Raw genomic sequence first — 16,333 nt, forward strand, 5'->3', positions numbered from 1 at the left:
GCGGCAGCTTTCGGGAATCCACGAACTAGCCCCGAATGACAGAAACGGGTCGATTCCAGCCGCCGCTTCCGCTCCAACAAAGCCAGGTTTAATGCGTTGATGTGGAGCCGATCGCAAAGCCGTTAGAAAGGCCCCCATCATAAATACCCGTGCAGAAACCTATAGCCGATAGACTGTCGGCCCTCGGGCTCAAACATATCAATATGCTCGGTCGATACGCATTCACACTGCCGGATTTCCGGCCGAAACGGGGCAGTTTGGGAAAAGGACGAATCGCACAGGCTTAAGGAAGGGATGGCGGCCGGCCCCGGGATTGGGGCCACCTGTGCGATCCTGTGGCCTAACAATAGATTATCGGAAACGTTCCCGTGCGGTTCCGTACAAGAGTTAAGAAGCGGATCGCCGGTGACTTGGCGGAGGTTCGCGGTGTCAATCGGCGTCCAAAATTCACCCCTCATCGGCATCCAATTTTGACCCCCTTGGTGGTGTAGATCAGCGCTTGGCCTGCCCGGCGCCGGCCGGGGTTGCAGAGGGTAGGCCAAGTGCGGGTGATGATCGTCTTCGGCTTTAGCTTTGAGAGCGGGTCTTGAAGCGCCAGGACTCGTTTCCGGTTTCGACAATCTCGCAATGATGGGTCAGCCGGTCCAGAAGTGCTGTCGTCATTTTGGCGTCCCCGAACACTGACGGCCATTCACCGAACGCCAGGTTCGTGGTGACAATGATCGACGTGCGCTCATAGAGCCTGCTGATCAGATGGAACAGGAGTTGGCCGCCCGCCTGGGCAAATGGCAGATAGCCGAGTTCATCCAGTATGATGAAGTCGAGGCGGTTGAGATAGTCGGCCGTCCGCCCTTGCTTGCCGCTGCGCGTTTCCGTTTCCAACCGATTGACCAGATCGACGACGTTGAAGAAGCGCCCGCGTGTTCCGTTGCGGATCAGTGCACGGGCAATCGCGATGGCGAGATGGCTTTTTCCGGTTCCCGTGCCGCCGACGAGGACGACGTTACGCTGATCCGCGACGAAGGTGCCGGTAGCCAGCTCCCGCACCAGGGATTCATTGACAGGCGTATCGGTGAAGTCGAAATCGTCGATGTCCTTGGCGAGGGGCAGCTTGGCGATGCTGAGTTGGTAGCGAATAGAGCGGGCCTGCTTCTCGGCGATCTCTGACTGCAAGAGATCGCCGACGATGCGCGGCGGTTCGTGCTGCCGTTTGATGCCGTTGCCCATGACCTCATCGTAAGCGCTGCGCATTCCATAGAGCTTCAGCGTACTCATCAGTTCGAGAACCTGTGTGCGTTCCATCAGCTTGCCCTCCTGAGGCTGTCATAGCGTGCGCAGTCGGCGACCGGTTCATGGGTCAACCGTAGCGCATCCGGGGTTTGCAGGGTTGCGGCCGGAGCCGGATCACGGCTGCGGGCGAGAATGTTGATGATCACCGAGGCCGAGCAGACGTCGTGATCCAGAGCCTCCTGGCAGGCAGCATCGACAGCCGCCAGACCGTCGGTGGGAACACAGCCGAGGATGGTGACCATTTGCCGATCACCATCATGGACGCTCTTCAACCTGCGACGCACTTTCTCCATCGCTGCGGGTAAGACCCATTCTCGGAACGGCGCACCGTTGCGCAAAGCGCCGGGTTTGCGAGCCAGAACAGGGACATAATGCCAGGGATCGTAGATCGTCTCGCCACGGCCAAAGCAACGAGGATGCTCACCGACGTTCACGCCATCCTGCCTGATGATGATCTTCTCGGCATAAGCATGAACCTCGACAGGGCGGCCGACCGCAGTCGAGATGACGGAGTATTTGTTGTTGTCGAAGCGGACCGTGCAGGTCTTCGACACCGAGGCCGGAACGCAGTGGAAGCCATCGAATGGGCCGACATAATGCACGAGGCTGCCGCGCTCCTCCTCGAACACCTGCCATATCATTCGCTCGGTTTGCTCGGGATGGCGGTGAGCCTTGGCGTAGGCGATGCACTTATCGAGCAGCCAGACGTTCAGCTCCTCCAGGCTTTTGACGCGAAGGCGTGGGGTGAAGAAGCGTTCGCGCACCAGGCCAACCTGGTTCTCGACCTGTCCCTTCTCCCATCCGGATGCTGGCGTGCAGGCAACGGGATGGACCAGATAGTGGCTGCACATCTGCAGGAAGCGGCGATTGTATTGTCGCTCCTTGCCGACGAACACCGCCTCGACCGCAGTCTTCATGTTATCGTAGATGCCGCGCGTGCAGGTGCCACGGAAGAAGGCGAAGGCCTTGTCATGGGCATCGAACACCATCTCCTGGCTCTCGCGCATATAGGCTCGGGCGAACATCATCCGGCTGTGGCAGAGCCGGACGTGCGCGACCTTCACGGTCGTCGTCACCCCGTTGACCAGAATGATCTCGTGGCTCCAGTCGAACTGGTAGGCTTCGCCTGGCGCGTAATAGAGGGGCACATAGGCTTCCGCTGTCACGGCTCCCCGGTTCTTCGCCCAGGTCTTGGCATATCGCCGGATCGCGTCATAACTGCCATCGTAGCCGAGTGCCTGAACCTCCTCGTAAATCCGGATCAGCGTTAGCCGTTCACGCGACGGCTTGCCCTCATTGGCAACCAGAAACCGCTCGATCTCGGCCTTCCAGGCTCCGATCCTTGGTAGGGGTTGTCGCTCGCGTTCATAGGCAAAATCGGTCTCGTCGGAACGCAGAATCTTGCGAACCGTGTTGCGCGACACGTGGAGTTCCCGAACGATCTTCTTCACCGACCAGCCCTGCACATGGAAGGCCCGTCGAACACGCGCAATCGTATCCACTCGCTTCAACTCCCGCTCCATCCGCCGCTAAAAGCCGGATGGTCAGATGAAATCTGAGGGGGGTCAAAATTGAATGCCGATTACCCCGCCAAGGGGGTCAAATTTGCATGCCGAAACACAGTTCGCGGCAACCGTCCGCAACCGTACTGATGGTTGGCCTTGCGAGGTTAATGCACTACCGTTTCCTTATCGCGATCCGGGCGAGCTGTTGCGACGCTCAAGGAGAATGATATGGCTGACTTCAATCTCTCACTCCAGATGGACGACGTGAATGTGCTTTCGGATGCCATTCGGATTTGGTGCCGGCACAATCGCGCCGCGCCAACGGAACAATCAATGCAGCTGCTTTGCAGCGCGGCGGTCGACCTCTATAATCAAGGACACAGGACGCGCGAGGAGTTGGTCACGCTTCTGATCATGAAGTTTGATAGCCCTCACTCGCTGCAGGTAAACGCGCCAACGTCCACGTCTCATCATTGAAGTAATATCGGCCGAGAATGCGGAACGCCGGCTTGCCGGTGTCGCTCAGCCCATCTCCTGGCACGTCGAAGCCAATGGGCCGAGGGCCAAAAAAGCCCCGCCTTAGGTAGGACGGGGCTAGTTTGGGTTCGGCGGACCGCATATTGAAGTGTATGGTGGCTGCCATAACAATCTGTGCACGGCCCGACTCCTTACGATCGGCGGAGCCACTAGTTCCCATGCCGAAAGATTTTTGTCAGCCTTTCGGCCGACCATGCAATTCCAACAATTTCTCGTAGTGCTCCTCGACCCTCCGGCATGCCTCCCGTGACATTGCCTCCCATCCGCTATGAGACGCGATATGTTCTCGCATCCAAGGGGTGATGTTCCACTTTCACATCCCCATCTTGCTGTGGCTAGTTTGGTCCAACTGGATTCGGCCGAAGGACTGCTCGCCGTCGAACCCGCTGAAGTCTTGGTGTCCTTCTCCCGGCCAGGTCTCGCGCCATTTAGATTTTGGTTGATACTGATCTGGCACCGGGTAGCCTCCGACCGTCGAGCGTGTCGCTAAATGTTCTCGACTGAGGCGGAGTCAATAACTCTAATTAGGCAATTGCTTTCTAAGGCATTGCTGATGGGATGGCGGCATGACAAAGCCGCAGAAACCAGAGCCGCTCCTGCAGGATGCTGACAAGCCGGTTCGATCCCGGCCTCGCAAGCCACGAAATCCCGCACAGCCGAACCTTCCCCTCGACCCCATGCCGGATCGCGTCGATCCATGCCTTGCTCTCCTGAAGCCGAAGCCGCCCAAAGGGCCTCAATGGGCTTTCGAAGTAAAATGGGATGGCTATCGCCTGTCGGTTCATGTCGAGCCGACGGGCATCCGCATCCTGACGCGCGGCGGCCACGACTGGACAGATCGTTTCCCCGCGATCAAGCAAGCGGCCATGTGGCTTCCTGTTGGCACCGCAATCCTCGACGGCGAGGCGGTGGTTCTCGACGAGCAGGGCCGGCCGGATTTTGGCCTGCTGCAACAATCGCTCGGCGGCCGGGGCGGCAAGAAGATGTCAAGCGACGCCATCTTCATGGCATTCGATCTGCTCTATTTCGACGGTCACGACCTCAGGCAGTCCGAGTTAGACGTGCGCCGGCATCTGCTCGAAGATCTGGTGCCGGCCGGCGAGCAGGGCGATATCCGGCTCTCCGAGGAGATCGAGGCCGACGGCGATCGGCTGCTGGAAAACGCCTGCGAACACGGGTTGGAAGGCATCATCGCCAAGCGTCGGGACGCGCCTTATCGCAGCGGCCGGCTCGGCGACTGGCTGAAAGTCAAATGCGTCCAGAGCGACAGCTTTGTGATCGTCGGTTATGAGCGATCCACAGTCGCGCGGGCCGGGATCGGCCGGCTTCTGCTCGCGGCGCGCAAAGGAAACGATCTGGTCTATGTCGGGGGAGTGGGAACCGGCTTTAGTGAACGATCCGCCGCCGAGCTCCGGGAGCAGATGGATAGGCTGATCATCGCCAAGCCAGCTGTTGATACCGGGAGGAAGCGAAACGCGGTCTTCATCGATCCCAAACTTGTTGCCGAGGTTGAGTACCGGGCGTGGACGCATGACGGGAAGCTGCGGCATGCGTCGTACAAGGGGCTCCGCGATGTGCAGGACAATGCGGAGGTTTATGAGATGGACTGATCCGCCAACGCTAGGGGCCGCAAGCGTGACAAGGCTTGAGAACCCCCATCAAACCCAAAACTATAAACAGCAAGAGCAAAGAGGTCACCAACACGAAAACAGGCCAGGCGACCAGGAACTTCTCTCTCGGCTTCGTCGTGAAGCGATCATCATCGGGAAATTCGGACATTTCAGGGCCGAAATCTTCGCTGAAATCGAAGCCGTTTCTAAAGTAGAAAATAATCGACCTAATGTACCAATACCAGCTGTAAGCGCAAAAGCCGCCCAGGAGGCACAGTCCGATCCACAGTTGAAAACGACCGTCACTCAATCAAGCTTCCCCATCGACATCGACATCGACATCCATCTTCTTCGAGTTCGTGCACAGACAACAGCTGTGGCTGGCGCATGAGTTAGTGGTGCATACCTATCCGATACCAGATGGCATAGCCGTTTCGTACGACTGCAATACCCCTGTTCCCTACGAGGGCGTTTGGCTCAAAGCGCCGCGACCTCGCAAGCCAGAGTTCATCTCCTGGCAGCATCCGCGCGAGGAGAGTCTTCAGTTCCTCCTCAGGGGCAGGCATGCGGTCCCGAAATTCGGCGGGCAGAGTCTCAATGCCACCCGTGAGGGTAATGAGCCACTCGCGATATCTTTGCGGGGTGGTTCGCTCTAACAGTACAACTTCATCTCCAGCAATTGGGCGGTCAAGCTCGACTGGCATTCTTCTTCCGTTAATGACCTGTGCGGCCAATCTCTATATTCAGAAGGGATAGCACGCGTGCCGCGCGGAATCATCTCCATTGCGAAGTCCCCGACCCGCGCCGCCATGAGCGGTGTCAAACTAAAGCTGACTACTCCTCGTATTCCCGCTCGGCTATTTCATCGGCCAAGTGACTACGTGTTCACTGAGAAACTCAGCAACATTGTCGAGAAGCTGAGCCAAGTCAGGATCGGTCTCGAAAAGCTGTTCCTGCTCAGCTTTCAACTTTCCGATTTAGAGGTTGTGGATATGCGGTGACCCGGTCATCTGAGCGAGGCTTGGCATGCTGATGCTCCATTTCGTGTTCGGGCTGGTGCAGTCAGGAATAGCGCTGCTCAGGCGCTCCCATCAACATCGCCATCTTCGTCCAGCTCGTGCACCGGCAAATAGGTGTTCTTCTCCATCCACTCCCGGACGATAAACCTGATCGTATCATTGCGCGTCTTGCCGAACTCGCCGGACAGATCCCGCAGCGCTTCTTCCATGTCATCTTCGAAGGCGATCGAGCCGGAGTTCCGCAACAGCAACGCGGCCCGACGAAGCATGATCTGGAGATCCGCTCGCGAGATATCGGCGATCCGGTCGGCGGCGTCTTCAAGGAGGGTGGCGGTGTCGGGCGACGTCATTCTCAGAGGTCCCAGTGGTTGGTGCGAGTGTGGTATTTACGGTGCTTCTTGTCTCCAAGCGGTAAACCCTTCATCCGTGAGCATATAATAGCCGATCCGATCTGGGTAATTGTCCTGCGGGAACGTTTCAATGAAACCTCTGATCTTGAGTCTCTCCTCGGTATCCGGCCCGCAGTCCTTGACGTCGCGCCAGTGAACTTTCACCCTCGGGCCGATCGCCGCGAGGTGATTCAAGGCTTTGATCTCGCCTTTTTCCAAGTTTAGTTCCAGGTATGGCGGCTGCGCATTCTTCATGAGCTTTTGCTATAAGCCGCGACATACCTTCCTCGCTCATGGTCTCTGGATCAAATCCGAGGCGGTTATACCATTCCTTCAGAGGATGCTTTGGATCATCGACTATTGGGTAACCGCCGGCCCCCTTACGTGGCTCCGCACTCTTACGGGGACCAGGCTCCCAAGAGTCCCAACTCTCCAATTCGTCGCTTGCATCCGGGGGGGTGTGCGCCGATCGCTTCATTCGGATCTTGAGACAATAGCCACTCGTCCAGCCGCTGCCGCAAGTATCGCTGTCCCCAAGCCGAGTCTGTGACCGAGATCGGCTTCACGGGGCACAATTGGCGGAAGAGCTCATAGGAAATTCCACAGTAGGCGGCAGCCATCTTCTTGTTAAGCGCCGCCGGCCAATACGGCCGGTGTCTACCTTCGGTATCGGTTTCCTTCACGGTGCCGCCTCAATCATCCCAGTAATTCGCTTTCGGCGGCGGGTCACCCTCGGGATCGAATAGGTGATCTGGGTCTGTGTATTGCCGCTGTTCGACCAAGCGTTCCTGAATTCGTTCGATGCTGGTTTCTGCTTCCAGGTCATCGAGGCGGCGTTTGGCCCAGCCGATCATCCGCTGGTAGTCGTCCGGCAGGGAGCCGTCTTGCGGTACAGTTGCTATTGTGGCTTTGAGGTCGGCGACCTCGCGTCGAGCCGCCGCAATGAAATGGAGAAAGGAAAGTCGGTCACGTTCTCTCTGTTGCCTGAGCGTGACCAGTTCTCTCCGATGAGCCATATGGGCTAGCCTCGTTTTCAATTCGTTGTTTTTCTTGTCGCTCTCTTTCGACGATCAAGGCGACGCGGAACCCCTCCACGATCTGGCTGATAGCTTCCTCGACCTTGCGGTTGTCAGTATCGCTCCAATTTTTCCGAGTTCCGTCACGGCCGCCATATATCTCGAAGACCAGCCGCCCGATGTGAAGGTAATCGTAGGAACGCCATCCACTTTTGGTGGCGACCCGCTTTCGCGGCGCCGTGATAGAGAACCCAATCGTTGTGCCGTCTTTCGCAAAACGAAGCCGATTCCTGTCCGTCACAAGCTCAAAATCGTGGCCCTCCAGTTGGTAGGCCAGAGCGCTGACAAGATTCACCACACGGTTGATGTCAGAAGGGGAGACCTTGATGTAACTCAGGTCGACAAATCCGTCGCGATCGGGTTCAAGCCTCCTTAGCTCCGTCAGGAGAGGCTTCGCATCGGAATGAATGCCGGCGGGTGAAATCACCGCCGGGGCCGGCCGAACAGGTTCGGGTTCGGAAAGTAGAGCCGAAGGCCGAGACTTTTCTATTTCCTCGTCTTCTCGCTCAAGCTCCATTTTCACCGCGGCCAACACCCCTGCGATGTGTGCGCTTTGGGGGCTGATGTACTTGGTTCCAATGAGCACGGTGTGGGATGGCGGTATTCTCTACCGCGCGCAGAGGCGTCTTCTTCACACGCTGCCCCGCTTCAATCTTAGCCCAGCGTGGTCAAGGCCGAATTCATCGCGATGAAGCTGGCAGCCGCCTGCGGGCTTAACCTCTTGAGCAGAAGGGTTCCTGTCGATGTTCAACGGCGGCGTGAATATCAGCCTGGATTTGAGCTCGATCGACCCGGACGGAACCGGACGAGGGCGCGCTCGCCTCAAGTGTGTGGGCTTGCGCTCGTTGATGTCTCTTGAGGATGCGAGATTGCTAGTGCGATGTCCATGGCTATCGTTTGTCGAGCAGGGCGCCGGTCGGAGGCCGGCTGGGCAATGGTTTTGGATGATACCTGGAAACGGTTTCGATAATCGTTCGGGCTCACGCCGATCGTCTTGGTAAAGACCCGCCTCATCGCGTTGACGTCTGCGAACCCGCAGATGGTGGCGATCCTCTGTAGCGGATGGACGGTGTCCTCGAGCAGCCGCCGTGCGGCGTCCGTCCGAGCGGCCGCGACGAAATCGGCCGGCGTGATTCCAAGCTCCTTGCGAAAGACGCGTGCGAAATTACGGATGCTCATTCCAATCTCTTGCGCCAAACTCTCGACGTCGAGGTTGCCGTTCAGATTTGCGAGCACGAACTCCTGAGCCTTCTGTATCAACGTCGTCTCGGACATCTGCCCGACAAGGTGCGCGCTGAACTGCGATTGGCCGCCAGGTCTTTTCATGAACATGACCATGTAACGGGCGACGATCATTGCTACGTCCTTCCCGTGATCCTCTTCAACAAGCGAAAGGGCGAGATCGATGCCGGCGGTGACACCGGCGGCGGTGATCAGCGACCCGTCCCGTACGTAGATGGCATCGGCGTCGAGATCGATCGCCGGATACTCGCGGCTAAACTTCGCCGCGCATTCCCAGTGTGTCGTCACCCGCTTTCCATCGAGAAGCCCGGCTTCGGCAAGCAGGAAAACCCCGGTGCAGATCGAGCCGAACCGCCGTACGCCTGGAACTCGGCGCCGAAGCCATGCAGTGACTTCTGGATCGATTTCGAGAAAAGCAGGATCTCCGGCAACCAGCAGCGTGTCGATCTCTTCATCTTCGTCGAAGATGGAGCGATCCGCCATGAACCTCAACTGACCGGTTCCGGCGATCGAGCGCGCTCCGGTTGACATGACCTGGATATCGTAGGCGCTCATGTCGCCCAGCCTTCGCGCGGCCTCCCAGAAAACTTCAGCAGGGCCGACGATGTCCAGCGACTGCACGCCTGGCGGCGCGAGGATGACAATCCGCATGACTACTCCGCTCCTAGTTGCCCGTCCAATGTCTGGTCATGCAAGATTTCTGCCAGTCCCGTCATGGCTAGCCCGCGCCTGATCTGCCTGCTGTTGAGATGGAAATTCTGACCGTCGCCTATGCAATGTTCTTCGATCTTCTTCGTCGCAGCCGCTTGGAAGGCCGCCTGGTTCACCTCGTAAAAAGCGATACAGTCCTTCATGAGCGGAGACTTCCGCAGCACGGCGCGAAACGCCCTTCGATGAACGAGGCAGTTCCCGCCGTTACCGGCTGAGAACTGCAACGCGTCGAGGTCTGCGCTCCAAAGCGGGCTCGAGTTCATGCGGTACCTTCAAATCGACGGAAGAGCGCCCCGCTCACGGACCCAAGGAGAGCCCAGAAGACGAGGCTCGTCATCACCGCAGCAACTACGAACTGATGCTCGAGGGACTCCGGGGCCAGCGGGTGCATTCCTTCCGGTGCGACCGGAGCGCCGATCAGGTGAGGGGCCGCGATGACCGCAATGGCGGCGGCTGCCGCCCATGGCTTTCGTTGGAAAGCAATTAGACCGATACCGACTGCCGTAGCCAACGCGGTTCCGATCCACCAGAGCTGACGGTCGGCCAGGGGCGCGGAAGGCGTTCCGGGTAACTCGGGCGGCAGACCTATTAAAGGCGCGAGCATCACACAGGCGAAACCGGCAAATCCCCACAGCAAGCCGTCACGCCAGGTGACGGGCTTCCCACGCATTGCGATAAGCCCGCACAGCACCAGGGCGTAGCCGATCGCGGTCAGCATGTTTGCTGCAACCGTGAAGGCCATCCGCTCCAGCCCGTCTGACGGCTCCCAGCCTGCTTCGTCGTGATCGTGATCGGCTTCGTGGGGGTGCGGTGTCGTCATAGGTGAGGCGACTTCCGGCGTTTCCGTTGCTTCGCCGGCCTTCTCATAGACCTCGGCCTTGGCGATCAACTGGCTGGTTCCAGCGAATTGGGCGGCGCTGACGGCGCCGCCGACGATGACGCCCGTAAGGGCCGCCGTGAATACGATCGAGCGAAACAGCGACATGAGATTAAACCTCAGTGGCAGGGAAACGCGTTGGCGTGACGGGTGTCATGCGCTGCGTTGTGAACGATTTCGATGTGCGAGAACCCGACGAATCCCACGATCACCAGACCGAAGAAGACCGCCGTCGCGGCCTGGAGGATTTTCGCGGCCGACGTCGTGAGGCTTGGCGCCGCAAGGGCTGTGGAGGCTGAGATTGACATCCTGATACCTTTCAAGTGTTTGAGTAGAGAGCCAATTTTGGCAAGATTTAAGTGAGATCAGGCCGCCAGAGCGGCCACGATCTCTTCAGGGTCGACGACACCAGCTTTCACGATGGCCTTCTCCAGGGCTGTCAGGAACTGGTCGTAGTAATTCCAGCTCGAGCGATCGATGGGATGGGCATCTTCCCAATCCTTGATCGTCGCGATCAGTTCGTCTCGGAAATCGTCCCATTCGAAGGCGCCGCTCTTTGCGAGGGCAAGCGCCATTCCGAACGAGGATCGCTCCCATTGGGAAGCGAAGCAGAGGGAACCGTTGGCTCGGGGAGGGCTGTCGGTCTTGCCCATCATTTCCGTAACCGCGAAATGTTCGAACTGGGTCAACATCGCATCCGCCTCAAGCGGCCTTGGCGATGGCGACGCCCATCATGGCTTCGGGGGTTACGAGAGCCTCAAGCTCCGTCTCCGTCAGCCCTTCGGTGCCTGGCGGGCGTTCCGGGATAACGAACCAGCGGATCTGCGCGCTGGAATCCCAGACTTTGATCTCGATGGCCTCCGACACGGGCAGACCGAACTCGTTCAAGACCGCGCGTGGCTCGCGAGCTGCACGGCTGCGGAATGTCGGATCCTTATACCAGTATGGCGGCAGCCCCAGGACTGGCCAAGGGTAGCAGGAGCAGAGCGTGCAAATGATCAGGTTGTGGACGCCTGCAGAATTGGCGACTGCGCGCATATGTTCGCCCTCGGCGCCCGCCATCCCTTCGGGAAGATCGAGTTCGGCAATCGCTGCGGGGGTATTGGCCACCAGGCGGTCCTTGAAGGCGGGGTCGAGCCATGCGCGGGCAACGATCTTCGCGCCGTTAAACGGTCCCATCTTCGTTTCGAAGAAATCCAAGATGGTATCGACGGTCTTGTCCGTGATGATGCCTTTCTTGATCAGGAGGGCCTCGAGAGCTTTAACGCGCGCGGCACTGTAGGCTTCGCGATCTTCGCGGTATTTGAAGCGGTCGGTCATCTGAGTGTTCTCCTATTGCTTTGCGGCGTCAGGCGGCTTGGGCGGCGACGGCGCGTGGGGATTCCAGGTAGTGGGCGTAGAGATCCGCGTAGAGGCTGAAGTTCGTCTCGGCGTTGGTGGGCCAGAGTTCCTCCGGCTCGAAACGGATGCAGTAGACCGGCATCGCCGCGCCGATCCCGTCCGTTCCAGTGTCACAGAGGTAGACGTAGGCGCCGTCGTAGACAGTCTCGACGGTTCCCGTCTTACCCCGAAGAAAGCCGGGCAGCCTGGTGTGTTCGACCGATGGGACATTCCTGATCGAGACGAGGTCGCCAACGGTGAAATCGAAGGATACCTCCGCCTCGCGCTTGGGGCTGTCGCCTTCGACGAGATATTGAACGACCCGATCGTCGATCGCCTGGTCGCCTGCCGTCGGCACGGGTATCGAGGGATCAGCGTAGTATTCCTCCGTCAGGGCATCGAGTTCCTCGGCGGTGATGTAGCCGTTGTCGATGAAGTAGCCGGAAATGCCACCGAGCCATTTCTCGTAGTATCGGTATTTGAAGTAGTCGAACGGGTTGAGCGATTCCGCACCCTTGCGCAGGTCCGCCCAGGTCCAGATGCTCGAGAATGCGGACGGCGTCGCCGGAAGCGGGAGTTGAGAGGACAGGGCCATCATTGCGGTGTGGATACCGAAGATGCGGGTCTCCCATGTTTCCACGAAGACACGCGTTTCGGTGCTGACCGGGCCTAGGCCTTCAAGGCCCCCGAGGTAGTGTTGGAGCTTCATCGAAATTTCCTCTTGAGCGATTGGTGTGGCTACGCGGTGGCGGGCTTCTTGGTGGAGAGTAGCGACGTGCCGATTTCCGACAGAAGACCGAAGGCGCCGCCGAGCAACATTGCGGCCATGGCGACGAGGGTTGGATGGTTCAATCCCGACGTGACGACAGATGTATTGGTGGCGGCCGTCGTGCCGACCAACGACGCGAAGCCGAATACGATGGCCGGCGGGAAGTTCAGTATGTTGATGGAGGAAACCATCACCATGGCCGAGGTGCCGAGGCCGACGAGTAAGGCGACAAAGATCGGATGCTGCGGTCCGTATTGGATCACCAGCAGCGTTAGCGACGCGATGATGATACCGGTCCAGTTGGACACGACGCTCTTGACGAGGCCCTGCTGCCCGCCGCCGCAGGCATAAAAAGACGCCCAGGCGATAAACGTCACCCATACCGGAACAGGAAAGACGGTAGCGGTGATATAGGTGTCCATGGCGCCAAGGACGCCAAGGCTGATCATTGCTGCTACGAGAGGGGGCATGTCGTGTCTCCTTGTGTGAAAGCGGGGAGTGGGTCAGGACGCCAGGGCTTGGCGTGGTACGATGCAGCGCTCGAAGCCCGCTCGCAGCATCTCCTCGTCAAGGCCGCGACCGATGAAGACAATGTCGCTTGAGCGAACCTCCGACGGTTGCCAGACCTTTCCCGGCCGGCCTTCCAAGGTCATGTGGATGCCATGCAAGACATATCGCCTGGCTTCTCCGGCGAAGCTGAGCACGCCTTTCATCCGAAACAGGTCGGCTCCGATGTCCTGCACCAGGCGGGTCAGCCAGCTATTGAGCGCCACCGGATCGAGAGGCTCTCGCTCGCGGAAAGCTACGCACCCGATGGTTTGATCGTGCTCGTGCTCCTGTTCTTCCAGGATCTGCGGATCGATCGCGAGCACGTTCTTCAAGTCGAACGCGCCGACGCCCACGACATCTTCAAATGCGACGCCGCAATCCTTGGTCGGGATGATCCGGGCCAGGGGATTTCGTCTCCTTAGATCCCGTTCGACTTCCAGAAGATGATCCTCGTCGACGAGATCGATCTTATTCAGCAGCAGGACGTCGGCAAAGCTGATCTGTTCGACTGCTTCTTCTTGCGAGAGTTGTCCTTCTATGTGTCGGGCGTCGACTACGGTGACGATCGCGTCCAGTTCCAATCGGGCCGACAGAACGTCGTCGAGGATGAACGACTGGATGACGGGCGCCGGATCGGCTAGTCCCGACGTCTCGATGATGAAACGATCGATCAGGCGGCCCGACTGAAGCAGGGCTCTGATCGCCGCGATGAGGTCGTCGCGGACGGTGCAGCAAATGCATCCGTTGTTCAGTTCCACGATCTGATCGTTGGTCTGCACGACAAGTTGGCCGTCGATGCCCACTTCTCCATATTCGTTGACGATGACAGCAACATGCTCGGTGCTCTCGGACGAAAGAATCTTATTGAGTAGCGTCGTCTTTCCGGCTCCGAGGAAGCCCGTGAGTATGGTGGTTTTCAACTTCGACATGGCTGCCGTCTCCGTGTCAGGCACAGCTTCGCCACTCCCGCGATTGCAGGCCGGCAGAGGGATCGCTATGCAAGTTTTCGGTGTTACGAAGGGCGAGTTGTCCCGATCGCTTGACCGGCATTACAGGTAAACTTGCGAGATCGCGCAATACGGCGAGGGTTTCAATTTCGGCCAAAGGAATCGCAAAATCTGCCAAAAAACGCTGCTTTTTGCAGTCTGCTGATGAAATAATCAGCGTGCCTAAATTACATACAGGGCATCTCTTGGAGATGTTGGGGTCTTGGTAGGCTTAGCCGAGCGCTCAAAATCGAGGGCGCGCTGGCACGCTGCGCAAACGAACTCCGGGCGCCCGGTCGGTCATATCGGTGGGAAGCCATTCGCGGGCCGGCCTCTTTGAAGGTAACCCTCCGCGGATCGAAGACCGTCCACGAGATGATCGATTGGAACCCGACGTCCCGTCAAGAGTTCGCTTCCGCATTACCGCCTTAGTCGGGAGGCGCCTTTGACCGCGCGATCGAGGGAATGCGGAGATGAAAACGGAATACGACGAAACGACAGTCCCCGCTTTAACTGGTATCAAAGGGCGTTGCCCGCGTTGCCAGCGGGGACATCTGTTCAATGGCCTCCTATCCCTCGCTCCGGCCTGTGAAGTCTGCGGCTTGGACTACTCCTTCGCGGACCCGGCGGACGGGCCGGCATTCTTCGCCATGAGCATCGTCGCGGTTCCCGCGCTTGCCTTTGCTCTATGGCTTCAGTTCACCTTCGACGTTCACCTCTGGGTCCATCTGGTCGTGACGGTTCCACTGACCGGGCTGGCATGCATATTGTTGTTGAGGCCTCTGAAAGGATGGCTGGTCTGCTCGCAATACTTCCACAAAGCCGAGGAGGGTCGGATCGATCGAGAGTGGGGCAAGTGAAGGCGAAAACGATCCCCAAGCGAAGGGCTCTCCTGACCTCGATGTCACTGCTGTCGGTATCCGGATCGGCGGCAAGGGTGGCTTCGATTGTGGCGATCGTGGACGCCGAACTATGGCCTTGCGAGCAGCGCTCTTTGTGATTGTAGTTATCGGGGCCGAACTTCATATTCTCCTCCTGTTCCGCCCCTCCACGGACGTACACATTACCTCGCACTAGATATGAGCGGCGTGCCCTGACATCACCAGCCGGACCTAAGTCCGGCTTTCCCTCGGCACGATCCGCATTAGATTCTCCTGATCCTTTCAAGGACGTCAGGCTAGTGATCCTTGCAAGGACATCAGGGAGGTTTTAGCATGTTGCCCAACTCCAGTCAGAACCTCCCTGATCACTCCCCAACGCCGCTATATGTGCTGCTTTGGCGTTGGGAGGAAACGGAAAAGAATCCGAACGGTCGGCGACCTCGAATCCTTGGCGCGCCGCCTCACCGCCATTGTCTCCGCTAAGCGCCCTGGCGCCATCTGATTGCTGCTTCCGTCCGATTGCTGGCGCCAAGCTTGGACAGTATTTCGGTCATGTGATGCTTGATCGTTTTCTCCTGCAGGTCCAGACGGCGCGCAATTTGCTTGTTGGTAAGTCCGCCGGCGACCAGTTCCATCACCTCGGTTTCGCGGGGCCTCAGTGAAGCCGGTCTGTCGAGAAGACTTTTCTCGACCTTGGGGCGCATGCTCGGCGAGATGTACCTCGAGCCTCCAACGACCGTTCGGATGGCCTCAGCAAGTCCGCGTGATCCAATACCCTTGACGACGTATCCCGCTGCGCCCCGTCGTAGGGCCGCGATGAGGGGGGCGACGTCTTCCGAGGCGGTCAGCATCAGGACCTTTGTCTCCGGGCTTCGCGCCAGGATCTCGGAAATCGTATCAATTCCTCCTCCGGGCATGGACACATCGAGCAGGAGGACGTCGGGCCTACGGGATGCCGCCAGCGTGGTCGCGTCATCAGCGCTCGCCCCTTCGCCGACAACGACGAAATCATCAATTTCGGACAGACTGCGGCTCACCCCTTCTCGAAAAAGAGGGTGGTCGTCCGCGATCGCGATCGTAATGGCTGTCAAGCTGCACTCTCCATCTCGTCGGGCTGAAGAAAAGCCATCTGCGGTCCATCGACTGGGCTATTCGGCATAGACATGGCAAGCGTTTGGGAAACGTCCAGAGAGACACTAGGAGCGACTGACACTTTTAGTTAGAGGACCACGGGGCCGGGCATCTTGATCTCGATGGCGCTACTGTCGATATCGTGATCAGCGGAAAGGGCCGATTCGATCATCGCGATGGTCGAGGCTGAACTATGGCCTTGGGAGCAGCGCTCTTCATGGCTGGCATTGTCGGAACCGAACTTCATATCGTCCTCCTGTTCCGTCCCTCCGCGGAGCTTCATATTACTCAAGCCTAATTTAAGAGCGGGTCCTGGGGCCCTGTCAGACTTAGGTCCGTCTTCCCCTCGGCGCTATCTCGCTTAAATTTTCCTCATCCTTG

At 58.6% G+C, this 16,333-nt stretch carries 20 protein-coding genes and 4 pseudogenes; 5 read left to right on the forward strand and 19 right to left on the reverse strand.

Going from position 1 to position 16,333, the window contains the following annotated elements; all coding sequences use genetic code 11:
- Nucleotides 1-567 precede the first annotated feature (567 nt).
- Nucleotides 568-1,302: an IS21-like element helper ATPase IstB gene (gene istB / locus AC2444_RS31975; protein WP_128449998.1), complete on the reverse strand. Its 735-nt coding sequence runs from the start codon at nt 1,300-1,302 to the stop codon at nt 568-570.
- Nucleotides 1,232-2,801 (reverse strand): annotated as a pseudogene (gene istA, locus AC2444_RS31980) (IS21 family transposase). Before istA ends, istB begins: the two are co-directional and overlap by 71 nt.
- A gap of 222 nt (nt 2,802-3,023) precedes the next feature.
- Here istA and AC2444_RS31985 point away from each other — a divergent pair.
- Entirely contained in the window at nt 3,024-3,272 is a 249-nt protein-coding gene (locus AC2444_RS31985) for a hypothetical protein (RefSeq protein WP_128450000.1), read from the forward strand.
- 235 nt (nt 3,273-3,507) lie between these two features.
- On the opposite strand, the pseudogene AC2444_RS31990 reads toward AC2444_RS31985, so the two are convergent.
- Nucleotides 3,508-3,789: pseudogene (locus AC2444_RS31990) on the reverse strand (hypothetical protein).
- Nucleotides 3,790-3,898: 109 nt separating this feature from the next.
- Here AC2444_RS31990 and ligD point away from each other — a divergent pair.
- The 3 genes from ligD (at nt 3,899) to AC2444_RS32005 (ending at nt 5,943) form a co-directional block, all read left to right on the forward strand.
- Complete coding sequence (gene ligD, locus AC2444_RS31995; protein ID WP_128450001.1) at nt 3,899-4,942, forward strand: non-homologous end-joining DNA ligase; 1,044 nt, start codon at nt 3,899-3,901, stop codon at nt 4,940-4,942.
- A gap of 25 nt (nt 4,943-4,967) precedes the next feature.
- A complete protein-coding gene (locus AC2444_RS32000; protein ID WP_164902798.1) occupies nt 4,968-5,333 on the forward strand; it encodes a hypothetical protein in 366 nt (121 codons plus the stop codon).
- A gap of 370 nt (nt 5,334-5,703) precedes the next feature.
- Complete coding sequence (locus AC2444_RS32005) at nt 5,704-5,943, forward strand: hypothetical protein (RefSeq protein ID WP_164902799.1); 240 nt, start codon at nt 5,704-5,706, stop codon at nt 5,941-5,943.
- A 77-nt stretch (nt 5,944-6,020) separates the two neighbouring features.
- On the opposite strand, the gene AC2444_RS32010 is transcribed toward AC2444_RS32005, so the two are convergent.
- The 13 genes from AC2444_RS32010 to AC2444_RS32070 form a co-directional block, all read right to left on the reverse strand.
- Nucleotides 6,021-6,311, reverse strand: coding sequence for a CopG family transcriptional regulator (locus AC2444_RS32010; protein ID WP_128450003.1), 291 nt, complete (start codon nt 6,309-6,311; stop codon nt 6,021-6,023).
- A 36-nt stretch (nt 6,312-6,347) separates the two neighbouring features.
- On the reverse strand, nt 6,348-6,605 hold the full coding sequence (locus AC2444_RS32015; RefSeq protein ID WP_245461284.1) for a hypothetical protein: 258 nt from the start codon (nt 6,603-6,605) through the stop codon (nt 6,348-6,350).
- 437 nt (nt 6,606-7,042) lie between these two features.
- Nucleotides 7,043-7,366 carry a hypothetical protein gene (locus tag AC2444_RS32020; protein ID WP_128450005.1) on the reverse strand — a complete coding sequence of 108 codons (324 nt, stop codon included), beginning with the start codon at nt 7,364-7,366 and terminating at the stop codon, nt 7,043-7,045.
- Nucleotides 7,317-7,949, reverse strand: coding sequence for a hypothetical protein (locus AC2444_RS32025; RefSeq protein WP_128450006.1), 633 nt, complete (start codon nt 7,947-7,949; stop codon nt 7,317-7,319). The genes AC2444_RS32020 and AC2444_RS32025 overlap by 50 nt, the downstream gene beginning before the upstream one ends.
- A 299-nt stretch (nt 7,950-8,248) precedes the next feature.
- The gene (locus AC2444_RS32030) at nt 8,249-9,319 is read right to left on the reverse strand and encodes a GlxA family transcriptional regulator (protein ID WP_128450007.1); all 1,071 of its coding nucleotides are present in this window, start codon (nt 9,317-9,319) and stop codon (nt 8,249-8,251) included.
- A 2-nt stretch (nt 9,320-9,321) separates the two neighbouring features.
- Nucleotides 9,322-9,642: a hypothetical protein gene (locus tag AC2444_RS32035; protein WP_128450008.1), complete on the reverse strand. Its 321-nt coding sequence runs from the start codon at nt 9,640-9,642 to the stop codon at nt 9,322-9,324.
- The gene (locus AC2444_RS32040) at nt 9,639-10,364 is read right to left on the reverse strand and encodes a CbtA family protein (RefSeq protein WP_128450009.1); all 726 of its coding nucleotides are present in this window, start codon (nt 10,362-10,364) and stop codon (nt 9,639-9,641) included. The genes AC2444_RS32035 and AC2444_RS32040 overlap by 4 nt, the downstream gene beginning before the upstream one ends.
- A gap of 11 nt (nt 10,365-10,375) precedes the next feature.
- A complete protein-coding gene (locus AC2444_RS32045) occupies nt 10,376-10,564 on the reverse strand; it encodes a CbtB domain-containing protein (protein WP_128450010.1) in 189 nt (62 codons plus the stop codon).
- Between the two features lie 57 nt (nt 10,565-10,621).
- Complete coding sequence (locus AC2444_RS32050; protein WP_128450011.1) at nt 10,622-10,948, reverse strand: nitrile hydratase accessory protein; 327 nt, start codon at nt 10,946-10,948, stop codon at nt 10,622-10,624.
- Between the two features lie 10 nt (nt 10,949-10,958).
- Nucleotides 10,959-11,576 carry a nitrile hydratase subunit alpha gene (gene nthA, locus AC2444_RS32055; protein ID WP_128450012.1) on the reverse strand — a complete coding sequence of 206 codons (618 nt, stop codon included), beginning with the start codon at nt 11,574-11,576 and terminating at the stop codon, nt 10,959-10,961.
- Nucleotides 11,577-11,604: 28 nt separating this feature from the next.
- A complete protein-coding gene (nthB, locus tag AC2444_RS32060) occupies nt 11,605-12,345 on the reverse strand; it encodes a nitrile hydratase subunit beta (RefSeq protein WP_128450013.1) in 741 nt (246 codons plus the stop codon).
- Nucleotides 12,346-12,374: 29 nt separating this feature from the next.
- On the reverse strand, nt 12,375-12,875 hold the full coding sequence (locus tag AC2444_RS32065) for a DUF1097 domain-containing protein (protein ID WP_128450014.1): 501 nt from the start codon (nt 12,873-12,875) through the stop codon (nt 12,375-12,377).
- A gap of 33 nt (nt 12,876-12,908) precedes the next feature.
- The gene (locus AC2444_RS32070) at nt 12,909-13,883 is read right to left on the reverse strand and encodes a CobW family GTP-binding protein (RefSeq protein ID WP_128450015.1); all 975 of its coding nucleotides are present in this window, start codon (nt 13,881-13,883) and stop codon (nt 12,909-12,911) included.
- 530 nt (nt 13,884-14,413) lie between these two features.
- On the opposite strand from AC2444_RS32070, the pseudogene AC2444_RS32075 reads away from it, so the two are divergent.
- Nucleotides 14,414-14,692 (forward strand): annotated as a pseudogene (locus AC2444_RS32075) (DUF983 domain-containing protein); the annotation flags it as partial.
- Here AC2444_RS32075 and AC2444_RS32080 read toward each other — a convergent pair.
- From AC2444_RS32080 to AC2444_RS32090, 3 genes and pseudogenes are all read right to left on the reverse strand, one after another.
- Complete coding sequence (locus tag AC2444_RS32080) at nt 14,640-14,966, reverse strand: BON domain-containing protein (RefSeq protein WP_432431632.1); 327 nt, start codon at nt 14,964-14,966, stop codon at nt 14,640-14,642. The pseudogene AC2444_RS32075 and the gene AC2444_RS32080 overlap by 53 nt on opposite strands.
- Before the next feature lie 334 nt (nt 14,967-15,300).
- Complete coding sequence (locus tag AC2444_RS32085) at nt 15,301-15,912, reverse strand: response regulator (protein ID WP_128450017.1); 612 nt, start codon at nt 15,910-15,912, stop codon at nt 15,301-15,303.
- A gap of 131 nt (nt 15,913-16,043) precedes the next feature.
- Nucleotides 16,044-16,199, reverse strand: a pseudogene (locus AC2444_RS32090) (BON domain-containing protein); the annotation flags it as partial.
- Nucleotides 16,200-16,333 lie beyond the last annotated feature (134 nt).

Source organism: Rhizobium sp. WSM1328, assembly GCF_057653715.1.

Bases quoted from the DNA above. Each gene is read 5' to 3' on its own strand.
- istB (WP_128449998.1), bottom strand. From the start codon at position 1,302: ATGGAACGCACACAGGTTCTCGAACTGATGAGTACGCTGAAGCTCTAT.
- AC2444_RS31985 (WP_128450000.1), top strand. From the start codon at position 3,024: ATGGCTGACTTCAATCTCTCACTCCAGATGGACGACGTGAATGTGCTT.
- ligD (WP_128450001.1), top strand. From the start codon at position 3,899: ATGACAAAGCCGCAGAAACCAGAGCCGCTCCTGCAGGATGCTGACAAG.
- AC2444_RS32010 (WP_128450003.1), bottom strand. From the start codon at position 6,311: ATGACGTCGCCCGACACCGCCACCCTCCTTGAAGACGCCGCCGACCGG.
- AC2444_RS32015 (WP_245461284.1), bottom strand. From the start codon at position 6,605: ATGAAGAATGCGCAGCCGCCATACCTGGAACTAAACTTGGAAAAAGGC.
- AC2444_RS32020 (WP_128450005.1), bottom strand. From the start codon at position 7,366: ATGGCTCATCGGAGAGAACTGGTCACGCTCAGGCAACAGAGAGAACGT.
- AC2444_RS32030 (WP_128450007.1), bottom strand. From the start codon at position 9,319: ATGCGGATTGTCATCCTCGCGCCGCCAGGCGTGCAGTCGCTGGACATC.
- AC2444_RS32035 (WP_128450008.1), bottom strand. From the start codon at position 9,642: ATGAACTCGAGCCCGCTTTGGAGCGCAGACCTCGACGCGTTGCAGTTC.
- AC2444_RS32040 (WP_128450009.1), bottom strand. From the start codon at position 10,364: ATGTCGCTGTTTCGCTCGATCGTATTCACGGCGGCCCTTACGGGCGTC.
- AC2444_RS32045 (WP_128450010.1), bottom strand. From the start codon at position 10,564: ATGTCAATCTCAGCCTCCACAGCCCTTGCGGCGCCAAGCCTCACGACG.
- AC2444_RS32050 (WP_128450011.1), bottom strand. From the start codon at position 10,948: ATGTTGACCCAGTTCGAACATTTCGCGGTTACGGAAATGATGGGCAAG.
- nthA (WP_128450012.1), bottom strand. From the start codon at position 11,576: ATGACCGACCGCTTCAAATACCGCGAAGATCGCGAAGCCTACAGTGCC.
- nthB (WP_128450013.1), bottom strand. From the start codon at position 12,345: ATGAAGCTCCAACACTACCTCGGGGGCCTTGAAGGCCTAGGCCCGGTC.
- AC2444_RS32065 (WP_128450014.1), bottom strand. From the start codon at position 12,875: ATGCCCCCTCTCGTAGCAGCAATGATCAGCCTTGGCGTCCTTGGCGCC.
- AC2444_RS32070 (WP_128450015.1), bottom strand. From the start codon at position 13,883: ATGTCGAAGTTGAAAACCACCATACTCACGGGCTTCCTCGGAGCCGGA.
- AC2444_RS32080 (WP_432431632.1), bottom strand. From the start codon at position 14,966: ATGAAGTTCGGCCCCGATAACTACAATCACAAAGAGCGCTGCTCGCAA.